The 22,178-nt window shown below is 32.5% G+C and carries 16 protein-coding genes; 11 read left to right on the top strand and 5 right to left on the bottom strand.

Translation table 11 applies throughout. From position 1 onward, the window contains the following. Positions 1-25 precede the first annotated feature (25 nt). Positions 26-679 carry a carbohydrate-binding family 9-like protein gene (locus J7574_RS11085; RefSeq protein WP_290968115.1) on the bottom strand — a complete coding sequence of 218 codons (654 nt, stop codon included), beginning with the start codon at positions 677-679 and terminating at the stop codon, positions 26-28. Between the two features lie 201 nt (positions 680-880). On the opposite strand from J7574_RS11085, the gene J7574_RS11080 reads away from it, so the two are divergent. Together J7574_RS11080 and J7574_RS11075 are read left to right on the top strand one after the other, a co-directional pair. Then, positions 881-2,536 carry a M1 family metallopeptidase gene (locus J7574_RS11080; RefSeq protein ID WP_290968114.1) on the top strand — a complete coding sequence of 552 codons (1,656 nt, stop codon included), beginning with the start codon at positions 881-883 and terminating at the stop codon, positions 2,534-2,536. 21 nt (positions 2,537-2,557) lie between these two features. Then, positions 2,558-3,415 carry a penicillin-binding transpeptidase domain-containing protein gene (locus J7574_RS11075; protein WP_290968113.1) on the top strand — a complete coding sequence of 286 codons (858 nt, stop codon included), beginning with the start codon at positions 2,558-2,560 and terminating at the stop codon, positions 3,413-3,415. A gap of 161 nt (positions 3,416-3,576) precedes the next feature. Here J7574_RS11075 and J7574_RS11070 read toward each other — a convergent pair whose 3' ends face one another. Next, positions 3,577-5,121, bottom strand: coding sequence for a hypothetical protein (locus tag J7574_RS11070; protein WP_290968112.1), 1,545 nt, complete (start codon positions 5,119-5,121; stop codon positions 3,577-3,579). 155 nt (positions 5,122-5,276) lie between these two features. Here J7574_RS11070 and J7574_RS11065 point away from each other — a divergent pair, with 155 nt between their 5' ends. The 7 genes from J7574_RS11065 to acs all read left to right on the top strand — a co-directional run bounded on the left by J7574_RS11065 (position 5,277) and on the right by acs (position 15,963). Beyond that, entirely contained in the window at positions 5,277-6,452 is a 1,176-nt protein-coding gene (locus J7574_RS11065; RefSeq protein WP_290968111.1) for a 2-isopropylmalate synthase, read from the top strand. 59 nt (positions 6,453-6,511) lie between these two features. Further along, positions 6,512-7,630, top strand: coding sequence for a 3-isopropylmalate dehydrogenase (gene leuB, locus J7574_RS11060; protein ID WP_290968110.1), 1,119 nt, complete (start codon positions 6,512-6,514; stop codon positions 7,628-7,630). Positions 7,631-7,902: 272 nt separating this feature from the next. Continuing rightward, positions 7,903-9,576, top strand: coding sequence for a dihydroxy-acid dehydratase (ilvD, locus tag J7574_RS11055; RefSeq protein WP_290968109.1), 1,674 nt, complete (start codon positions 7,903-7,905; stop codon positions 9,574-9,576). A 158-nt stretch (positions 9,577-9,734) separates the two neighbouring features. Continuing rightward, on the top strand, positions 9,735-11,423 hold the full coding sequence (gene ilvB / locus J7574_RS11050; protein ID WP_290968108.1) for a biosynthetic-type acetolactate synthase large subunit: 1,689 nt from the start codon (positions 9,735-9,737) through the stop codon (positions 11,421-11,423). 84 nt (positions 11,424-11,507) lie between these two features. Beyond that, positions 11,508-12,029, top strand: a complete 522-nt coding sequence (gene ilvN / locus J7574_RS11045; protein WP_111291077.1) for an acetolactate synthase small subunit — start codon at positions 11,508-11,510, stop codon at positions 12,027-12,029. Positions 12,030-12,089: 60 nt separating this feature from the next. After that, positions 12,090-13,559 carry a ketol-acid reductoisomerase gene (ilvC, locus tag J7574_RS11040; protein ID WP_111369156.1) on the top strand — a complete coding sequence of 490 codons (1,470 nt, stop codon included), beginning with the start codon at positions 12,090-12,092 and terminating at the stop codon, positions 13,557-13,559. 493 nt (positions 13,560-14,052) lie between these two features. Beyond that, positions 14,053-15,963, top strand: a complete 1,911-nt coding sequence (acs, locus tag J7574_RS11035; protein WP_290968107.1) for an acetate--CoA ligase — start codon at positions 14,053-14,055, stop codon at positions 15,961-15,963. A 46-nt stretch (positions 15,964-16,009) separates the two neighbouring features. Here the strand turns inward: acs and J7574_RS11030 are convergent, their stop codons facing one another. The 3 genes from J7574_RS11030 to J7574_RS11020 form a co-directional block, all read right to left on the bottom strand. After that, on the bottom strand, positions 16,010-16,411 hold the full coding sequence (locus tag J7574_RS11030; protein WP_290968106.1) for a hypothetical protein: 402 nt from the start codon (positions 16,409-16,411) through the stop codon (positions 16,010-16,012). 217 nt (positions 16,412-16,628) lie between these two features. After that, positions 16,629-17,225, bottom strand: a complete 597-nt coding sequence (locus J7574_RS11025) for a 3'-5' exonuclease (RefSeq protein WP_290968105.1) — start codon at positions 17,223-17,225, stop codon at positions 16,629-16,631. A 3-nt stretch (positions 17,226-17,228) separates the two neighbouring features. Next, positions 17,229-19,145: a DUF294 nucleotidyltransferase-like domain-containing protein gene (locus tag J7574_RS11020; RefSeq protein WP_290968104.1), complete on the bottom strand. Its 1,917-nt coding sequence runs from the start codon at positions 19,143-19,145 to the stop codon at positions 17,229-17,231. A gap of 1,116 nt (positions 19,146-20,261) precedes the next feature. On the opposite strand from J7574_RS11020, the gene J7574_RS11015 reads away from it, so the two are divergent. Both J7574_RS11015 and J7574_RS11010 read left to right on the top strand, forming a co-directional pair. Then, positions 20,262-20,588 carry a hypothetical protein gene (locus J7574_RS11015; RefSeq protein ID WP_290968103.1) on the top strand — a complete coding sequence of 109 codons (327 nt, stop codon included), beginning with the start codon at positions 20,262-20,264 and terminating at the stop codon, positions 20,586-20,588. 291 nt (positions 20,589-20,879) lie between these two features. After that, a complete protein-coding gene (locus J7574_RS11010) occupies positions 20,880-22,073 on the top strand; it encodes a hypothetical protein (RefSeq protein WP_290968102.1) in 1,194 nt (397 codons plus the stop codon). The last annotated feature ends 105 nt before the right edge of the window (positions 22,074-22,178 follow it).

Genomic DNA, 22,178 nt, shown 5'->3' with positions numbered 1-22,178 from the left:
AAACTTGAAACCTGAAACAAAATTATTACTTCACAAACTCAAAAACAGCAAATTCTTTGGGCTGATGAAAACCAAAGTTTAAACTCTTATAAGGTTGTAAGGCAAGATATTCTGTTGTGTTACCGTAATCAATTCTAAAGGCGTTTCCTTTCCATTTTGTTCCTATTTTAGGCTTAGTAAAACCACCATTTTTAACTTTTTCAAGACTCGAAAAAGGAATTTTAATTTCTACAATATAGCCGTCTTTGTTAATTTTGCTTACAGATTCTAAACCTGTAAAATCAAAATCCATTGATGTTTTCCAGCCTCCGCATTCTTCCGAAATGCATTTTAAAAGCAAATCGTAATTTGTAGAAAATGCATTTACTCCAATTTCAATATAATTCTGACTATCTCCGTCAGGATCAAGGAAAATTTCAGCTAAATCATCGGTATTAAAAATCTGCGAATCTTTTATCTGCGCCGTCCCAATTATTTTAGTATCAGAGCATTTATAAGCTAAGTATAAGTTTTTATTATCCCAAGCAAGCGAAACAAACGTATTTTGTGTGGCCTTTTCTCCTGTGTTATGAACTACAAACGGACCAAGAAAAGGTGTTTTCCAATCGGTTAGATCGCCATCAATTTTTATTTTTTCATTTGTTTTATGAATAAGAAATGGTTGCGAATAAATTGACATTTGACAGATTAAAAACGAAACAATGAGAATGTAATGCGATTTCATAAAACAGTAAATAGAATTAAAAGCTAAAATAGAGAAGAATATATTTGGGTATTCTTTTTGGTTGTTAAAAGTATAAAAAAATGAAAAACTTGATTCGAATGTTTACATTTGTTGCAGATTAAGTTCGAATACTTTATTATTTTATAATTCTAACCAATGAAAAATTACTTTGGAAGCATTTTTACTGCTTTTCTAATTGGTTTTACTGCCAATGCTCAAGGACTTTTAAATAAGTCAGAAACAGTTTTTACACATCAAGACACTTTGCGCGGAAGCATTACAAAAGAAAGAGCTTGGTGGGATCTAAAATATTATCACCTTGATGTAAAGGTTAAACCTGCCGAAAAATTTATTTCTGGTTCAAATACCGTGCGTTATACTGTTTTAACAGAAAACAATCGTATGCAGATCGATTTGCAGGAACCGATGAAAATTACCAAAGTGACTCAGAATGGAAAAGAGTTAAAGTTTGAAAGAGACGGAAATGCTTTTTTTATCACTTTAAAAGAAAAACAGAAAGTTGGTGATACTAAAGAAATTGTAGTTTTCTTTGAAGGAAAGCCAAAAGAAGCTGTGAGAGCTCCGTGGGACGGTGGGTTTTCTTGGAAAAAAGATAAAAACGGAAAAGATTTTATTGCTACGTCTTGCCAAGGCCTAGGTGCAAGCGTTTGGTGGCCGTGCAAAGATCATATGTATGATGAAGTAGAAAATATGCTGATCAGTGTGAATGTTCCTGGAGACTTAACTGAGGTTTCAAATGGAAGGCTGAAAAGCGTTAAAAAAGAAAAAGACGGAACAAAAACTTTTAATTGGTATGTTTCAAATCCAATTAATAATTATGGTGTAAACATCAATATTGGAGATTATGTTAATTTTTCTGAGGTTTTTAAAGGCGAAAAAGGGGATTTAGATTGTAATTATTATGTTTTACGAGATAATTTAGCTTTGGCGAAAGAGCAGTTTAAAGATGCGCCAAAAATGTTGAAAGCTTTTGAAAACTGGTTCGGACCCTATCCTTTCTACGAAGACAGCTATAAATTGGTTGAAGTTCCGTATTTAGGAATGGAGCACCAAAGTTCTGTAACTTACGGAAACCAATATAAAAACGGTTACTTAGGACGTGATTTAAGCGGTACTGGCTGGGGATTAAAATTTGATTTCATTATTATTCACGAATCTGGCCACGAGTGGTATGCAAACAACATTACCTACAAGGATATTGCTGATATGTGGGTTCACGAGAGTTTTACTAACTATTCTGAAAGTCTTTTTGTTGAATATTATTACGGTAAAGAAGCTGGTGCAGAATACGTAATTGGATGCAGAAAGGGCATTCAAAATGATAAGCCAATTATTGGCCATTATGATGTAAACAACGAAGGGTCTGGAGATATGTACCCAAAAGGCGCTTCAATGCTACATATGATTCGTCAGGTTATTAATGATGATGCAAAATGGAAATCGATTTTAAGAGGTATGAATAAGACTTTCTATCATCAGACCGTTACAGGAAAACAGATTCAAGATTATATAAATGAGCAATCTGGAATAAATTTCAACAGAGTTTTTGCTCAATATCTAACTACAACTCAGATTCCAGTTTTTGAATATATGTTTAAAAATGGAACTTTCGGATATCATTGGACAAACTGCGTATCTAAATTTGATATGCCAGTAAGAGTGAAATTAAACGGAGTGGAGACTTGGTTGAAACCAACTACAGAATGGCAGTCGGTTAAAACAACAAACGAAGATAGAAAACTGGAAGTAGATAAAGATTTTTATGTAACGATTTCTAACGTTGTGGAATAAATTCAATAATCTATTTTAAGAATGACATATAAAGTATTTTTAATTGTAACAGGTGTAATTCTAACTTCTTGTCTACCTAATGGTAAGAAAGAAAAAAGTACTTTGTTGGAGACTAAAGATACTGTTATAGTGCGTCAGGATTTAAAAAAATATTTTAATTCTTGCAATGTCACGGGGTCTATTGTTATTTATGATAATGCTAAGCATAGATGGATTTTGTCTGATACTTCAGATGTGAATGTTCAGACATTACCCGCATCTACATTCAAAATAGCTAACCTTCTTATTGCACTTGAAACAAAAACAATTAGCAGTGAGAATGATATTGTTAAATGGATTGGGACAACAGATACACTTAAGTACGGTTACAGGCCTGAAATTTACCATGACATGAGCATAAAAGAAGCCTTTGAAGTTTCTGCAGGTTGGGTATTTGTAGAATTGGCAAAGAAAATTGGCAAGAAGAATTACGAAAAATATCTGCAGTTGTGCAATTATGGGAATGTTAATCTGTCTCAAAAAGATAGCGATTTTTGGAATTTTGGCGATTTTGGAATTTCTCCGATTAATCAAGTTGAATTTCTGAAAAAGTTGTATGATGAGAAATTGCCTTTTTCCAAAAGAAACATGCAGATTGTGAAAAAAGTAATGCTAAGCGAAAAAAATCAAGAATACGAGATTCACTCAAAAACAGGATGGACTCGAGAAAATGGTTTAAATATCGGTTGGTGGGTAGGTTACATTGAAAAAGAAGACGGAACGTATTTTTTTGCTACCAGACTTTTGCAAAATAGAAACAATAATACATCTAATTTTGGAAGTTGCCGAAAAGACATCACTAAAGCAGTATTAAAGGATTTACAGATTTCTAATTTTTAGAATTTAGTTGTAATAGTAAATAGCAAACCCGAAAGATTTTTAGAACCTGTCGGGTTTGTTTTTTTTAATATAATTTGTCATTTCTGACAAAAAAGGCGTTAAGAATAAAATCTTAACGCCTTTTTTATTGGAATTTGGATTTTCAAAATTGGAATTTAAATCTAACGATTATTAAGCTTTGCTTTCTCCTTAATAATATCAGCAATTTTTCTGTTTTCGATTTTGCTTTCCAACCACGAAATAATGTCTAAATAAAGGAAAGCTCTTTTTTCGTAGGTGTTTTTTTCAAGTTCTACGAAACGAGTGTGCATTTTTTTGAATTCCTTTTTAATATCGGCAGGGTAGAAGTTATTTAAGTTTCTTAAGAATTTGATAATCTCTTTTTGAACTTCATGCAGATCGTTCATTTTCAATAAAAACTTATACGTGCTCTTTAAGTGATTTTCTAAATAATAATCTTTTCCAAGCTCATAATGTGCAATGAGAGACAATAATCTCGCAAAACACATTAAATCTTCACGCATCGTCAAGTTTTTGTTGTTGATGATTTTATCTAAATAATTAATGCATTCATTGTATTTTTCGTTACCAAAATAAATAGAAGCAATTTTATAGAAAAACAACATTTCGTGATGTTCATCAAGATGTTCGCTGTGTAATTTCAGTTTATCTAAAATCTCAGGAATCAAATATTCGCTTTCCGCAAAAGTTCCTTCTAAAATATGTAAGTTTAATTTATTGTTGTAAACATATAAGAAAGACAGGGAAGCAAGATTGTCATTTACAGGAAATTTTGGATCTGCAATCGTTTCTTCCAGAAGATTCAAGTACTTCTTGAAATTCGATTTATACTTTAACATATATAAAGATTCCAAGAAATAATGATTTCCTTTTAAGAAAAACACAGGATTTAGATAAATCATATTCGGATTATCGTAGAAAAGCTGCACCCATTTATACGCAAATTTATAACTGGCTAAGAAATCTTGAACCAGAAAGCTTCGCCATAAATTGGCATTGTAAAACCAGTACTTTTCGCGAAAGCCAAATTTGCTTTCGTCAAGTTTAGAAATATGTCGGTTGAAATAATCGTCTATATATTTGTATTCGGCATCGCTTTTTACATATCCTGTTTTAAGCATGATTCCGTACAACTGAAGCGATAAGTTCGAAAGTTTGCTAGAAATGGTGTTTCTATAGTTTAATTCTTTCGCTTGAACCACCAATTCGTCGGCTCGGCCTTGAATACTACGAGTAATATATTGCGATTCGATTAGTTTTTCGAACTCCACAATTTCGTACGCCATATATTTTTCGTCATTTTCAAGAGCCTGCTGTTTGGTTTTATCCAAAATTTTTAAACTCTGCTTATATAAACCTTTATTATAAAGAATAACAGCAAAATCCATTTGCTCTCGAAGCTGATAGCGAATGTTTTGGCTAGGAATGTTTAATCGTATACTTACCAATATCTGCTTGTATAAGTATGATTTTAAGTTAGATAACTGTACTTTTTGGATAACACCACTTTTCAAAATGAGTTTTTCATCATAAACTTCAGATTTATCTAAAATGTTGAATAATTCGATAAATTTTGTATTTGAACTGGTTTCTAATCGGCTTGCAAAAATTTTAAACTGCCTTTTTTCGGATTTCGAAAGTGATTTGATTAGAACAAATAAGAAATCTTTTTGATGGTTAGCCATTGTAAAAAATAATAATGTAACTTATTGATAATAAATTAGTTAATAGGTTATAAATCGTTTTATGAACAGTATAATTTCATTAAAATGAATTTCGTACTGCGATAGTACAATATATATTTGTTATCAAGATGTGAAATTACATTAAATAAATGAATATGAATAGAGAGAAAGTTCAAATTTTTGACACCACATTGCGAGATGGTGAACAAGTTCCAGGATGTAAGTTAGATACTAAGCAAAAATTAGTTATCGCAGAACGACTAGACAAAATGGGAGTTGACATTATCGAAGCAGGCTTCCCAGTGTCAAGTCCAGGCGATTTTTTATCGGTCTCTGAGATTTGTAAAATTGTAGAAAATGCAACCGTCTGCGGATTGACAAGAGCCGTAAAAAATGACATTGATGTTGCGGCAGCTGCTTTAAAGCACGCTAAGAAACCTAGAATCCATACTGGAATCGGAACCTCAGAATCTCATATACTCCACAAATTAAATACTACGCCTGAAGATATTATTGCAAGAGCAAAATATGCTGTAGCACATGCAAAATCGTATGTAGAAGATGTTGAATTCTACGCAGAAGATGCAGGTAGAACAGATAATGCGTTCTTGGCAAAAGTTTGTGAAGAGGTTATCAAATCTGGAGCAACTGTATTGAATATTCCTGATACTACTGGATATTGTCTTCCAGAAGAGTATGGAGCAAAAATTAAATACTTAAAGGAAAACGTAAAAGGAATCGAAAACGTAATCCTTTCATGCCACTGTCATAATGATTTAGGAATGGCAACTGCAAACTCAATCGCAGGAGCTATTAATGGAGCAAGACAAATCGAATGTACTATTAATGGTATTGGAGAAAGAGCAGGAAACACTGCACTTGAAGAAGTGGTAATGATTTTCAAACAACACCCTTACTTAAATTTAGATACAAACATCAATACAAGAGAATTAAACGAAATGAGCCGTTTGGTTTCTGAAAGTATGGGAATGATTGTACAGCCAAACAAAGCGATTGTTGGAGCAAATGCTTTTGCACATAGTTCCGGAATTCACCAAGATGGTGTTATTAAAAACAGAGCAACTTATGAGATCATGGATCCGTTAGATGTGGGTGTAAATGAATCTTCAATCATTTTGACAGCAAGAAGCGGAAGAGCAGCTTTGGCTTACCGTGCTAAAAAAGTAGGTTACGAATTAACAAAAACACAATTGGATATCGTTTACATCGAATTCTTGAAATTCGCTGATATTAAAAAGGAAGTTGTAGACGCAGATATTCACCAAATTATAGAGGCTTCTAAAATAGAAGGAGATTTAATTAGAAATTAAGATTTCAAAATAACAATTTAAGGAACATAAGGATTTAAAGACATAAAGAGCGAGAGATTATGAATTTAAAAATTGCAGTTTTACCAGGAGATGGAATTGGACCTGAAGTAATTTTACAAGCTAAGAAAGCTTTGTACGCCATTGGCGAAGTGTATAATCATGAATTTGTTTTTGAAGAAGCGCTGATGGGAGCGGTTGCTATCGATAAAACGGGAAATCCTTTACCGGAGCAAACTCTGAATCTGTGTTTAAATACAGATGCTGTTTTGCTTGGTGCAATTGGAGATCCTAAATACGATAACAATCCAAATGCAAAAGTTCGTCCAGAACAAGGACTATTAAAACTGCGAAAAGAATTAGGATTGTTTGCTAATATTCGTCCAATAAAACCTTATAAAGCCTTAATTGAAGCTTCTCCTTTAAAAAGAGAAATTATCGAAGGAGCAGATTTTACCATTTTTAGAGAACTAACAGGTGGCGCTTATTTTGGAACAAAAACACTTAATGAAGAAGGAACACATGCTTCAGATTTATGTGAATATTCAGAAGAAGAAATTACAAGAATTGCACATTTAGCTTTTAAAGCGGCACAAAAACGACGCAAAAAGCTAACGATGGTGGACAAAGCCAATGTTTTGGAAACTTCAAGATTATGGAGAAAAGTAGTTCAGAAAGTGAGCGAAGATTATCCAGATGTTAAACTTGATTTCTTATTTGTGGATAATGCAGCAATGCAGCTGATTTTAAATCCGAAACAATTTGATGTGATTTTAACAGAAAACTTGTTTGGAGATATTTTATCTGATGAAGCTAGCGTAATTACAGGTTCTATCGGTTTATTGCCTTCAGTATCGTTAGGAGAAAAAAATGCTTTGTTTGAACCAATTCATGGATCGTATCCGCAAGCAAAAGGTAAAAACATTGCCAATCCGATTGCTTCAATTTTAGCAGCGGCACTTTTGCTAGAGCATTTTGGATTAACTAAAGAAGCGAATGTAATTTATAAAGCGGTAGAAAAAGCAATTGAATACAAAGTAGTTACAGTTGATTTAAAACCAGATTCAAAATTTGGAACAAACGAAGTAGGAGAGTTCGTTTCTAATTTTATTTTCAGTAAAGACGATTTGCTGTATTTTAATAATGATAATGTTAGTATTGGACAATCTACAATTGTTTAATATTTTTTGTTAAAATGTGAATATAATAACAAGAAGTATTGTAAATGTTGAGATTTTATTTTTTTAGTTCCTGAAGTTTCTTTACTTTTGTCACACTAAAAAAATAAATGATGCAAATCTCAATTATTATTACTTCTGTCGTTGTTGTCAATGTGATTCACACATCTGCATCGGGAATGTTATAAATATAATTGAAAAACTATATTACAAACCTTCCAAATACTGGAAGGTTTTTTTTTTGAATAAAAATTAAAAATAAATAAAAAATAATAATGGAATTAAATAAGTACAGCAAGACCATCACACAAGATCAAACACAGCCTGCAGCGCAAGCGATGTTGTACGGAATTGGTTTAACTGAAGAAGATTTAAAGAAAGCACAAGTTGGTATTGTGAGCATGGGTTACGATGGTAACACTTGTAACATGCACCTGAATGATTTAGCACAAGATGTTAAAAAAGGTGTCTGGGATGCAGATCTTGTCGGACTTATTTTTAATACCATTGGTGTCAGTGACGGTATTTCTAACGGAACTGAAGGGATGCGTTACTCACTGGTTTCTCGTGATGTAATTGCAGATTCTATCGAAACTGTTGCCGGAGCGCAGTGGTACGACAGTATCATCGCAATTCCTGGTTGCGATAAAAATATGCCTGGTGCATTAATCGCAATGGGAAGATTAAACCGTCCGTCAATGATGATTTATGGAGGTTCTATCCACTCTGGAAAATGGAAAGGAGCATCTCTTAACATTGTTTCTGCTTTTGAAGCATTAGGAAAAAAGGTGAAAGGAGAAATCACTCCAGAAGATTTTAAAGGTGTTATTCAAAATGCTTGCCCAGGTGCTGGTGCTTGCGGTGGTATGTATACTGCAAATACAATGTCTTCTGCTATTGAAGCATTAGGAATGAGCTTACCTTATAGTTCTTCTAATCCAGCTTTAAGCCAAGAAAAAAGAGACGAATGTCTTGAGGCAGGAAAAGCAATCAAAATTTTATTAGAAAAAGATATTAAGCCAAGAGACATTATGACTCGTAAGGCTTTTGAAAATGCTATTACTATTGTAGCGGTTTTAGGTGGTTCTACAAATGCTGTTATGCACTTAATTGCAATGGCACATTCAGTTGGAATTACTATTACTTTGGATGATTTCCAAGCTATTAATGATAGAACGCCAGTATTGGCAGACATGAAGCCAAGTGGGAAGTACATGATGGAAGATATTCATGAAGTAGGAGGTATTCCTGCAGTTATGAAATACTTGCTGAAAGTTGGACTTATTCACGGAGATTGTTTGACTGTGACAGGAAAAACAGTTGCAGAAAACTTAGCTTCGACTCCAGATTTACAAGATGGACAAGAAGTTATTCACGAAATTCAAAAAGCGTTAAAACCAACCGGAAATATTCAGGTTTTATACGGAAATCTTGCTTCTGAAGGTGCTGTAGCAAAAATCAGCGGAAAAGAAGGGGAATATTTCGAAGGACCAGCTGTTGTGTTTGAAGGTGAGTTTGAAGTAATTCCAGGTCTTCAAGCTGGAAAAATTAAACCAGGTAATGTAGTCGTCATTAGAGGTTGTGGACCAAAAGGTGGTCCGGGAATGCCTGAAATGCTAAAGCCTACATCTGCCATTATCGGTGCTGGATTAGGAAGCAGCTGTGCACTAATTACAGACGGTAGATTCTCGGGCGGTTCGCACGGTTTCGTGGTAGGACACGTTACACCAGAAGCATATGACGGTGGAGGTATTGCACTAGTGAAAGATGGAGATTTAATTGCCATCGACGCGGTGAAAAATACAATTGACCTGAAGATATCTGACGAAGAATTTGCAGCTAGAAAAGCGGCTTGGGTTCAGCCGAAATTAAAAGTTGACAGAGGGGTTTTACTTAAATACGCTAAATCGGTTTCGAGTGCATCAACAGGATGTGTAACCGATAATTAATTTAAAAAATAACAATATCAAAAATCAATATCATTGACAATATCAAAAATCAAATAGCAATAAATAAAAAATCAATTTAAAATTTATAATTGAAATTGAGTTTTGCTATTGCCATTGAATTTTGAAATTGAATTTTGACATTGAAAAAACAATATACTATGAAAATATCAGGGGCAGAAGCCGTTATAAGATGTTTATTAGCAGAAGGAGTAGATTTAATTTATGGTTATCCAGGTGGAGCTATAATGCCTGTTTACGACGAATTATATAAATTTCAAGATCAGTTGCATCACGTTTTAGTACGTCACGAACAAGGTGCAACACATGCAGCTCAAGGTTATGCTAGAGCTACAGGAAAAGTAGGGGTGGCTATAGCTACTTCTGGTCCAGGAGCTACAAATTTAGTAACTGGTATCGCAGATGCTCAAATCGATTCAACTCCTTTAGTTTGTATTACAGGACAGGTAGGAAGACATTTGTTAGGATCTGATGCATTTCAGGAAACAGATATTATCGGAATTTCGACTCCGGTTACAAAATGGAATTTTCAGGTAACTGAAGCTTCTCAAATTCCAGAGATCATCGCAAAAGCGTTTTACATTGCTCGTTCTGGTCGTCCAGGGCCTGTTTTGGTAGATATTACTAAAAATGCTCAATTTGACGAGTTTGAATTTAGTTATGAGAAATGTACAGGAATTAGAAGTTATGTTCCAGTTCCAAAATTGAATCTAGATAAAGTGGCAGAAGCTGCGGCCTTAATTAATAGTGCAAAAAAACCGCTTATTGTTTTCGGGCAAGGAATTATCTTGGGTCAAGCCGAAGAGGAATTTAAAGCTGTAATTGAAAAATCTGGAATTCCAGCAGCTTGGACAATTTTAGGTTTGTCAGCTCTACCAACAGATCATCCTTTGAATGTTGGAATGCTTGGGATGCACGGGAATTATGCGCCAAACTTGTTAACAAACGAATGTGATGTTTTAATTGCTTTCGGAATGCGTTTTGACGACCGTGTTACAGGTAAATTAAGCACCTATGCAAAACAAGCAAAAGTAGTTCACTTCGAAATTGATCCTGCTGAAATAGATAAAAACGTAAAAACAGATATTGCTGTTTTAGGTGATGTAAAAGAATCTTTAGCTGCCTTATTGCCGTTATTGGATGCAAAATCTCACGATGCATGGCGTAATCAATTTACAGAATTAAGCAATATCGAATTTGAATCGGTTATAAAAGAAGAGTTGAATCCTACGAATGGTAAAGGGATTTCGATGGGAGAAACTATCGAAATGATCAATAAACATTCTAAAGGAGATGCTATTATCGTTTCAGATGTGGGTCAGCACCAAATGTTTGCTTGTCGTTATGCTAAATTCAATTCGACAAAAAGTAACATTACTTCAGGAGGTTTAGGAACTATGGGATTTGCATTGCCAGCTGCAATTGGAGCAAAAATGGGAAAACCAGAGCGTGAAGTAGTAGCGATTATTGGTGATGGAGGTTTTCAGATGACTATTCAAGAACTTGGAACCATCTTTCAAACAGAAGTTCCAGTAAAAATTGTGGTTTTAAACAACGAATTCTTAGGAATGGTTCGCCAATGGCAAGAATTATTCTTTGATAACAGATATGCTTCAACAAAAATGATAAATCCAAATTTCATTGCAATTGCAGAAGGATATTATATCAAATCTAAAAAAGTTACACAAAGAGAAGATCTAGATGCAGCGGTCGCAGAAATGCTGGCTTCAAAAGATTCTTATTTCTTAGAAGTTGTGGTCGAAAAAGAAAACAATGTTTTCCCAATGATTCCAACAGGAGCTTGTGTGTCAGAAATTAGATTAAGTTAAGAAGAAGTTTCATGTTTCAAGTTTCAGGTTCCAAGTTTAAAACTTGAAACGTGAAACTTGAAACAAAACAAACTAAAAAACAACATGGAAGATAAAACATTTACCATATCGGTATACTCAGAAAATAACGTGGGTTTATTAAATAGAATATCAGGAATATTCTTAAAGCGTCACATTAATATATTAAGTCTAAATGTTTCAGAATCAGAAATAGAGAACGTTTCAAGATTTATCATCGTAGTAAATACGACAGAGAAATGGGTTCAGAATATTGTTGGGCAAATTGAGAAACAAATTGAAGTTATAAAAGCATTTTATCACACAGATGAAGAAACAATTTTCTTAGAAAATGCTTTGTTCAAAATCGCTTCAAGTTTGTTATTCGACGAAAAGCAAATTCAGAATATCATCAAAGAAAGCCAGTCTACAATAGTAACGGTTTCTAGAGATTTCTTTGTGATTTCAAAATCAGGAAGACGTTCTGAAATTGAAGAATTATACCAAAAGTTCAAACCATACGGAATTATGCAGTTTGTACGTTCGGGAAGAATATCAGTTTCGAAACAAAAAATGGAAATTTCAGCTTTGTTAGAGACTTTCAAATAATAAAATCTTAGTTATATATAATCATTATTAAATTTCATTTCATTAAATATTAAAACAAAAATGGCAAATTATTTCAATACATTACCACTTAGATTACAATTAGAACAATTAGGAGTTTGCGAATTTATGGAGCAATCAGAATTTGCAGACGGAATTGCAGCATTGGCTGGGAAAAAAGTTGTAATTGTTGGTTGTGGAGCACAAGGTTTGAATCAAGGTTTAAACATGAGAGATTCTGGTTTAGACATTTCTTACGCATTGCGTGCAGATGCAATTGCAGAAAAAAGAGCTTCTTATAAAAATGCAACTGAAAATGGTTTCAAAGTAGGAACTTACGAAGAATTGATTCCAACTGCAGATTTAGTTTGTAACCTTACACCAGACAAACAACACACAGCGGTGGTAACTGCTATTATGCCATTAATGAAACAAGGTTCTACTTTGTCTTATTCTCACGGATTCAATATCGTTGAAGAAGGAATGCAGATTCGTAAAGACATCACTGTTATTATGTGTGCTCCTAAATGTCCAGGTTCTGAAGTGCGTGAAGAGTACAAAAGAGGATTTGGAGTTCCAACTCTTATCGCTGTTCACCCAGAAAACGATCCAAACGGATTTGGTTTAGATCAAGCAAAAGCTTACGCTGTTGCAACTGGAGGTCACAGAGCAGGAGTTTTAAGATCATCTTTCGTAGCTGAAGTAAAATCAGATTTAATGGGTGAGCAAACTATTCTTTGTGGTTTATTGCAAACAGGATCTATTTTATGTTTCGATAAAATGGTTGAAAAAGGAATTGATGCAGCTTACGCTTCTAAATTAATCCAATACGGATGGGAAACTATCACTGAGGCTTTGAAACACGGTGGTATTACAAATATGATGGATCGTTTAAACAATCCTTCAAAAATTGAAGCTTACGAATTGGCTGAAGAATTGAAAGATATCATGCGTCCGTTATTCCAAAAACACCAAGACGATATCATTTCTGGAGAATTCTCTAGAACTATGATGATTGACTGGGCTAATGACGATGTGAACTTATTGAAATGGAGAGCTGCTACAGGAGAAACTAACTTCGAAAAAACAGCTCCACAAGAAGCTCCAATCTCAGAGCAAGAGTATTTTGACAATGGAGTTTTAATGATTGCAATGGTAAAAGCTGGTGTTGAGTTGGCTTTTGAAACTATGACAGAGGCTGGAATCATTGAAGAATCTGCTTACTATGAGTCATTACACGAATTGCCGTTAATTGCAAATACAATTGCAAGAAAGAAATTGTTCGAAATGAACCGTGTAATTTCTGATACAGCGGAGTACGGATGTTATTTATTTGATCATGCATGTAAGCCATTATTGACTGAATTCATGAAAAAAGTGGAAACTAATATTATCGGAAAACCATTCTCAACTTCAAACGGAGTAGATAATGCAGTACTTATTGCTGTAAACAGAGAAATTCGCCAGCACCCTATTGAAGAAGTAGGAGCTTGGTTGAGAGAGTCTATGACAGCAATGAAGAAAATTGGATAATTAAAAAAATGGGAATTCCCGCAGAATTCGATTTTGCGGGATTTGCACTGTATCAATGATTTGTAATATTTTGAATTAGTAAGCACTTATTAAGATAATAGATATAGATGCATATTGCATTCACTTAACTTCAACAAGCGAGTTAAGTGAAGCGGATCCCTAAAATGGGGTATATTTTGTAAAAAATATACTTGTTGAAATTTCTGTTTTAATTAATAATGATGCTGCTATTTTCAAAATAGAGAAAAGTCTCAAATGCAGTTCGCAAAGAATTAATTGTTATTGAAATTTGTTAAATTAAAAAAGGCATAATATTTATTTATTATGCCTTTTTTGCCCTTTCTAAATTGTTTTAAAAATTAAAATTTTAAAACAAACGCAAATAATTATCATATTTTATTAAAGAAATGTTTTTTTTTGATAGAATTTATGGATTAAATTATTTCACGGATACGTTCAGATTTAATACATTTATAAAAAAATTCAACAAACGATGAGCTATTATAAAATTGAAAATTTAGAACAATATTTTAAACATTACAATAAGTCAATAAGAGAGCCAAGAAAATTTTGGGGAAAAATAGCTGAAGAAAATTTTACATGGTACCAGCAATGGGAAAAAGTTGTTGATTTTAATATGGCTGAGGCAGAAGTAAAATGGTTTACAGATGCTAAAGTTAACATTACCAAAAACTGTATTGATAGACATTTAAGTAAAAGAGGAGATAAAACTGCAATTATTTTTGAACCAAACGATCCTTCTGAAGAAGCTTTACATATAACATATAACGAATTATACGAAAGAGTTTCAAAAATGGCAAACGTTCTTCGCGAGCAAGGTGTTCGTAAAGGAGATAGAGTTTGCATTTATTTGCCAATGATTCCAGAATTGGCTGTTTCTGTTTTGGCTTGTGCTAGAATCGGAGCAATTCACTCTGTAGTTTTTGCTGGTTTTTCTGCTTCTGCAGTGGCTGCAAGAATCAACGATTGCGAATGTAAAATGGTAATAACATCAGACGGAGGTTATAGAGGAAATAAAACAATTGACCTTAAAGGAATTGTTGATGAAGCTCTAGAAACTTGCCCTTCTGTAACAAAAGTTTTAGTAGCAAAAAGAACTAATACTAATGTGAAAATGAAAGAAGGCCGTGATATTTGGTTACAGCCATTATTGGATGCGGCTCTAGATAATAGTGTTGCCGAAATTATGGATGCCGAAGATCCTTTGTTTATTTTATATACTTCAGGATCAACAGGAAAGCCAAAAGGAATGGTCCATACAACGGCAGGTTATATGGTTTATACTGCCTATACATTTAAAAATGTTTTTAATTACGAAGACAATGATATTTTCTGGTGTACGGCAGACATCGGATGGATTACAGGCCACTCGTACATTTTGTACGGACCATTGTTAAATGGAGCTACAACCGTAATTTTTGAAGGAGTTCCTTCTTATCCAGATTTTAGCCGTTTTTGGGATATTATCGAAAAACATAAAATCACACAATTCTATACTGCACCAACTGCAATTCGTTCATTAGCAAAAGAAAGTTTAGATTATATTCAAAAATATCCTCTTAAATCGCTTAAAGTTATTGGATCTGTTGGAGAGCCAATCAACGAAGAAGCATGGCACTGGTTTAATGACCACGTGGGAGATAAGAGATGTCCAGTTGTAGATACTTGGTGGCAGACTGAAACTGGTGGAATCATGATTTCGCCAATTGCCTTTGTTACGCCAACAAAACCAACTTATGCAACTTTGCCATTGCCTGGAATTCAGCCTGTTTTAATGGATGAAAAACGTAATGAAATTGAAGGAAATCAAGTAGTTGGAAGTTTATGTATTAAATTCCCTTGGCCTGGTATTGCTAGAACAATTTGGGGTGATCACGATCGTTACAAAGAAACTTATTTCTCTGCTTTCCCTGGTAAATATTTTACAGGAGACGGAGCTCTAAGAGACGAAGTAGGATATTACAGAATCACGGGTAGAGTAGATGATGTTGTGATTGTTTCTGGTCATAACTTAGGAACTGCACCAATTGAAGATGCAATCAACGAACATCCAGCTGTTGCAGAATCTGCTATTGTTGGATTCCCACATGATATTAAAGGAAACGCACTGTATGGATTTGTTATTCTTAAAGAAACAGGAGAAGTTAGAAATAAAGAAAACCTGGCTAAAGAGATTAATCAATACATTGCAGATCACATTGGACCAATCGCAAAATTAGATAAAATCCAGTTCGTTTCTGGTTTGCCAAAAACACGCTCAGGAAAAATTATGCGTAGAATTTTACGTAAAATTGCCGAAGGTGATTATTCTAATTTTGGTGATACTTCAACTTTGCTAAATCCAGAAGTGGTAGAGCAAATTATGAAAGAAAGAATTTCTTAAGTAAAAATGTAAAACTAAAAAGCCTCTTAATTTTAAGAGGTTTTTTTTATTGTATTGATTGTGTGTTTTTTAGACTTGCATCATTTACAAAAACAAGAGGCTGCATATTGCTTAAGTTGGTAAGTGACAAAATACCATTTTTGTTTTCGTTTATTCCGTTTATTTTAAAACAGAATTGATTGCCATCTTTGTCCATTAATGTTATAAATTCGGCTGTATAATCTGTGTAATTTTGACAAGTATGCGAAATGGTGTATTTATACATTACCGCCATTCTATCTTGGTTGTAATTGTAAACTCTTCCATCCATCGTAAAAGTCCATTTGATATTTGGATTTGTTTTAGAATACCAATTTCCTAGAATGCGTTTTGATGAAGGATCTTGATTTTGGGCAAAAATTGCTGAAACAAAAAACAGCAATGGCAACATAAATAAAAGCTTTTTCATAGATTTTTTTAATTAAAAAATGGACCGTGTTTTTGTTTGTTTTTTGGAAATATAATTTGATATAAAATTACAGTTTTACTTAATTTGAAAAATAAACGAGTTTATAATTTTCTGTTAAAAGCATCAGTAATAAAAAATGCCTCTTAAAATTATTTAAGAGGCATTTTTTATATCCACGGATTGGAATTTGGAATTTTAAAAATTGATTATTTAAAATTTATTTAATTCCCAACCTAGATTTTAGTTTCAAGAATAAAAGTCCGATTCTGTATGCATCTTCAGAAGAAGAATTTCGATCACTTTTTGGAATTTTATAAATTTCGCATAAATCGTCAAGTGAAAATTGTTTGTCGTTTATATCTGTAAGTTTTCTGTACATGACATCTACATCTAAAGCTTCATTTTTTAATCGGCCACAATCTAGGCGTTCTAGAGCTGCATTCAGCATCTCTATGTCAAAATTAATATGATGTCCGACTAAAATAGAATTTCCAATAAAATTTACAAAAGCTTCAAGCGCATCAGGTTCAGGCATTTTCATCATTTTGCTTTCAATGATAAATTCATTTGAAAGTCCGTTATCTTGAAGATACTTGTATTGCAATAAAACCGTTTCAAAGTTTTCTTTAATAACAATACTATCGTCGATAACCGAAAAGGCTCCAAGGGATAATATAACATCCTTATCCGGATTTAAGCCAGAAGTTTCAGTCGATAATACAACAAACTTATTAGGTTTGGTTTCGAATTTAGTTAAATAACCTTTCCAGAAATCTGGATAGTCTTTATTGATGTTTTTTAGCCAGTCTAGCATGTTTTATGAGAATTGTGTCAATTGAAATTTACTCTTAATAAGTTCCTCCAGATCTTTCATTGGGGACAGCGCATTTTTTAATTTCTCTTTGTCAGATTTTGACATTTCTCTTAAATTAATATATTGGCCAGAGTCGTCATTTTTTAATCCTTCAACAGTTCTAAACTTAGAAAGCGTTAAGAAAGCTTCTGCACAGCTTAAATAAATTTCAGCATTTTTAGAATCTGTAATTGCTAATTGTTTGAACCTTAAATAAGTGTTTTGAATTCCTTTAATATTGGCATTTAAAATTAATAAACGTGCTCCATCGATTAATGGCATTAAAGCACGAGTTTTAATATCAAATTTGTCTTTGTTCGGACCGTCTTCTTCAACAATGAATTTTTTGAAAAAGCTTAGAGGCGAATTTTTCTTTAAAGCATCGTTTCCTAAGAAGTCAAAGAATAAAGTATTGTTAACAGCATTCTTAAAAATTACATTTTCGATCGCTTCTTCTATTTTTGGTTCTCCGAAAACAATTTCATAATCAAAGAAAATACTACTCAAATCATTACTGTTTTCACCTGGAGTATTCATCCAGCTGTTGTATTGTTTTGTCCAATCACTCAATGATTTACACCAAAGCATATTGCTTCCCATATGACCATTCGGACAATAATCGTAACCCACTTTTTCTAAAATAGAAGTCGTGCGTTTGGCCAATCTTAAGAAGTAATCTTTAACTTCTCTGTATTTCTCAGGCGTAACATCTTCAAAAATTAAAATGCTATCTTGATCTGTAAGTAATAATTGCTCCTTACGCCCTTGACTACCAATGCTTAACCAAGCAAAACGTGCAGGAGGGGAGCCTAAATCTAAAATTGATAATTCGACAGCTCTTTTTATAATGGCTAGATTAATCTCACTTGCTATATTGCTAACATGTGAAATTGGAATATTTTTTTGGATCGAATTCTGAATCAAATCAGATAGACGATCGCGTATTTGTTTTAAATCTTTCGGAAGCTGAGAACGCTTAATCTCTTTAATTAATACACCTGGGTTACTGGCTTGAGCAACAATAAGATCGTGTTCAGAAATAATTCCTTTAACGACAGATTTACTCGTGCCATCTTTAGTAACGCATAAGTGAGTTACATTATGTTTAAGCATTAATAATTGCGCTTCCGCTAAAGATACATTTTCTAAAACTGTAACAACCGGAGACGACATAATTTTGTCTATTGTTTCAGTAATAGGATAACGTCCTGTAGCAATTTTTGATGACAGATCGGCGTTGGTTACAATTCCGATTGGATGATTTTTTTCGCCACAGATTATGATGTTATCCAGCATAGAATCTGTCATTAAATTCGCAACATCTTTAATTATAGAATCGGCCTTTGTTGTTAGAGGCGAATTATTATAATTAAGAGACTGAATATATTGCATTTCTGTCTGCTGATCTAAATAATCAGAATCTGAGACTAGTTTACCATTAGAATTCATGCTGTCTTTGGTATGGCGTGAATTTACGGCAAAACTTTCTAGCAAAAAGTTCAATACATCAGAATTATTAGCCACAAAAGGTCTAAAAACAGCGATCGGAATAGCATAAACAATACTTTCTTCACGCGCTTTGGCGGTCATCATGTAGTTGTTTTTTGCAAAAAACGGGCGTAAACCAAAAATATCGCCTTCATGACATTTATTTATAATAGTTTCTTCAGCGTCTGCAATAGTCGTAAGATTAATGACGCCAGAAGCTACTACATAAAAGTTTTCATGAAGCGGATCATTATTTTGAAATAATACCGCATGCTTTTCTAAATTTATGACACGAATATTCGTAGCAATATCTGATAATTCTTGGAAAGTTAAATTATCAAACGGTTTGTATTCTTTTAAAAAATCTGCAATATGCTCAGCGACTGTATTCATATATCTGATAATTTATTTTTAAAGTATCGAATGTAAAAATAGTAAAATAAACTCTTACAATGAAAGTTCTTTAGTAGAAACTAACTATTTTAAGGAAATGTTAAAAGTTAATAGCCGTAAGACTTTAAAAAGTTTTTCTCTTTTGAAAATTTCAAGATTTAGGATTCTAATCAATGAGATTTTATTTATTGAAATAAACTGTACAATATTGAGGTCCGCTGAATTTTTCATATTTGAAAAAAATAAATTTTAAAATCATACAGCGCCATTTATAGAACAATTCAATTTTAGATAAAAATCAAAAATATGTCTCAGTACATGATTGTCTAAATTTTCAATATTTGAAAAACTTTTAAAATAATTACCGTATAGCGCAATTATGAGCAATTAAAATTAAGTCTTAAATTTTCCATATTTGACAAGTTCTTGAAATAATAATTATACAGCGCAATTATAGACGATTCATTTTTTAATATTCAAGAAATTCTTAAGTTTAAAATTGTGTAGCGAATTACGAGCGATTCAAATTTGATTTTTCAATTAAATGTTAGTCAATCTAAATTTTTAATATTTGAAAATTTTTTAAAACAAAATTCAAATATCGAATCTATGGGAAGCTTAGAAATTTCAATTACAAAAAAGAAAGAAAATTAAGCTAGAAGTAAGAGATGCTCAATTTTTGATAGTTGAAAATATTCCTAACCAAAAGTCGTATAGCGCAATTGTAGGGAGGTTTTAAAATATTCTATTTTACATAATATAAATTATAGTTCATTTGTGGTATAACTAATTAACAAATACCACATGGCCTTAAAACGTACATCTTTAGAGAATTATACTCTATTACTTCTAGAATTAAACAAAATGCGTCACACAAATTTCAATGCTAAAACATTTTTGAAAAAGATGCGCCCTTTTTGTAAAACCTCACACTTAAAGTTTAAAACATTATTTCTAAGAATCCGTGGTTCAAATATAGGAATTACAATTAAAGTTTGTACGGATTGCTTTATAGTAACTCAATCTTTTTGTGTTCATGAATTTATTTTTTACTGCAATTCAATGAAAACTCTGATTTCAAAACTTCTTAAACATAATCTTCTAATACCTTAATATATGTCTGAAATTCTAAAATTAATTCAAAAACGAGAAAATTTAATCTTTGAATTAGCCAGTTTAAATTTTGATTTGAACGAATATTCAAAAAATCCTGTGGAAACTGTAGACCTAATTGGTTTAAAATATCAGCATGATTTTCTAATTAGAGAAATTCAACAGATTGCTCAGATAATAAATGTTTTGTCCAATTCTCAGATAACCCTTTACAAAGCTAAATTCTTAGAATTTGAAAAGAAAATTTCAGAAGCAATTTCCAAAAAGCAGTTTACAGTCAATGATTTACCAAAAAATCATTATTCGTTGTGGCAAAACGTAACCTCTTAAATAAATAAGTTATGGAAGTAAAAATTTATAGAAAGCTTCATTATGAAGTATTAAAAGATATAGCGACTGAGAATTTATGTTTTTTAAAATTCAAATACAAATCACATACTCAGGATGGTAAATTATTTTACTGCTATGAAATTAAAACTATAGGACTCCCCCAATACATTAAAGATACATTTTTCACCTTTCTAGATTGGGTCAAAAATGAATCAAAAAAATATTAGTTCAATCTTTTAGCGTTGCCGTTGGGTATAACGGCAACTAACTCACTCAAACCTACTAAAAACAATGATTTCATATAGAGAAAGGCATCAAGCCCAAACCAAATTCAAAAACAATAATTTAAAACCTACTCTTATAAATATAGATTATTTAATTATCAATTTAGAGGGTCAACCGTTTGGAGAATTTCCAGAACATTCCAAGTTTCGTTTAAAACCTTACGAATACGGAACTAAGATTTTTGAAATAAGAGCAGACCTATATTATGAAGATTTAAAAATCGGTATTTACACAGCGAAACCACGTTCTGCAATTATGAGCGAACAATTTGCACAGCTTCAATTTGAAAACAATCTATTTTATACATTATCTAACGATGCTTTAAAAGGTGTCATAAATGCTTTTTGCGATGAAACGAACTACTTATTTAAGTCTGTTAATAGACTGGATATATGCCTTGACAAGTCTGATATCAACAATTCTTACCGTAATTTATATAGTAATGTGGTTGCAGGTAACTACCTTATTTCGGGGCGTCCGAAAAATTTACAAAGCTATTTTGAAACGTACAAAGGAAAATCAATACTTAACGGTTTCCAAATAGGAAAAAGAACGTCAGACAAAATAATACGATGCTATAACAAAACGCTGTCTTTACAGTTAACCGAGAAACCATATATAAATGAGTATTATGCTAATAACGGTTTGAAAAATGACAATGTTTGGCGTTTTGAATATCAGTTAAATTCTGCGTTTTTTAGAGGTCTTAACGAACATTCTAAAGGAAATGTAAATATCAGTCAAGCAATGACTTGGGGTATTTTTGATAAAGCGAATCTTTATGAGTTGTTGAAAATTGCAAATAAAGGTTTTTTTGAACTTCGTGAGAATACTGGTAAAAGTCAAATCAATAAAGAAAAGCAAATAGTTTTGTTTGATTTTGATTTTTTACAATCCCAAATTACCAAGTTCAATCCTATAATTAAACGCTTGAAAAAGGTTATTCTTTCTTCTACAACCATTAAAAAACGTCTTGCAAAATCTCTATTTAGAGAATATTACGCAAACAATCAGGATATCTCTTATATCGTTGCTCTAAATCTTTTACTTGAAGATTTAGACATTATTACCGAAAAACCACTTGTAAATTGGTTTAGAAATAAATTACATTTCTATATGCATGAGTTTAGAACAAAGGAAAAATTAGTAAATGATTTTGATTTTGAATTATTCCACGAACACCAACTTTTATTTTTATAAGCCATGAAAACACAGAATACAAGCCAAAAAGTAACTAAAACCCAGTTAATGCATATTCTTGAATTAAGCTATAAAACGGCTTGCAAAGAATATCAAGTTATACTC

This window comes from Flavobacterium sp. (genome assembly GCF_017744675.1).
Classification (GTDB): domain Bacteria; phylum Bacteroidota; class Bacteroidia; order Flavobacteriales; family Flavobacteriaceae; genus Flavobacterium.
Note: the sequence above shows the minus strand (reverse complement) of the source record. Positions and strands in the feature narration are given on the sequence as shown.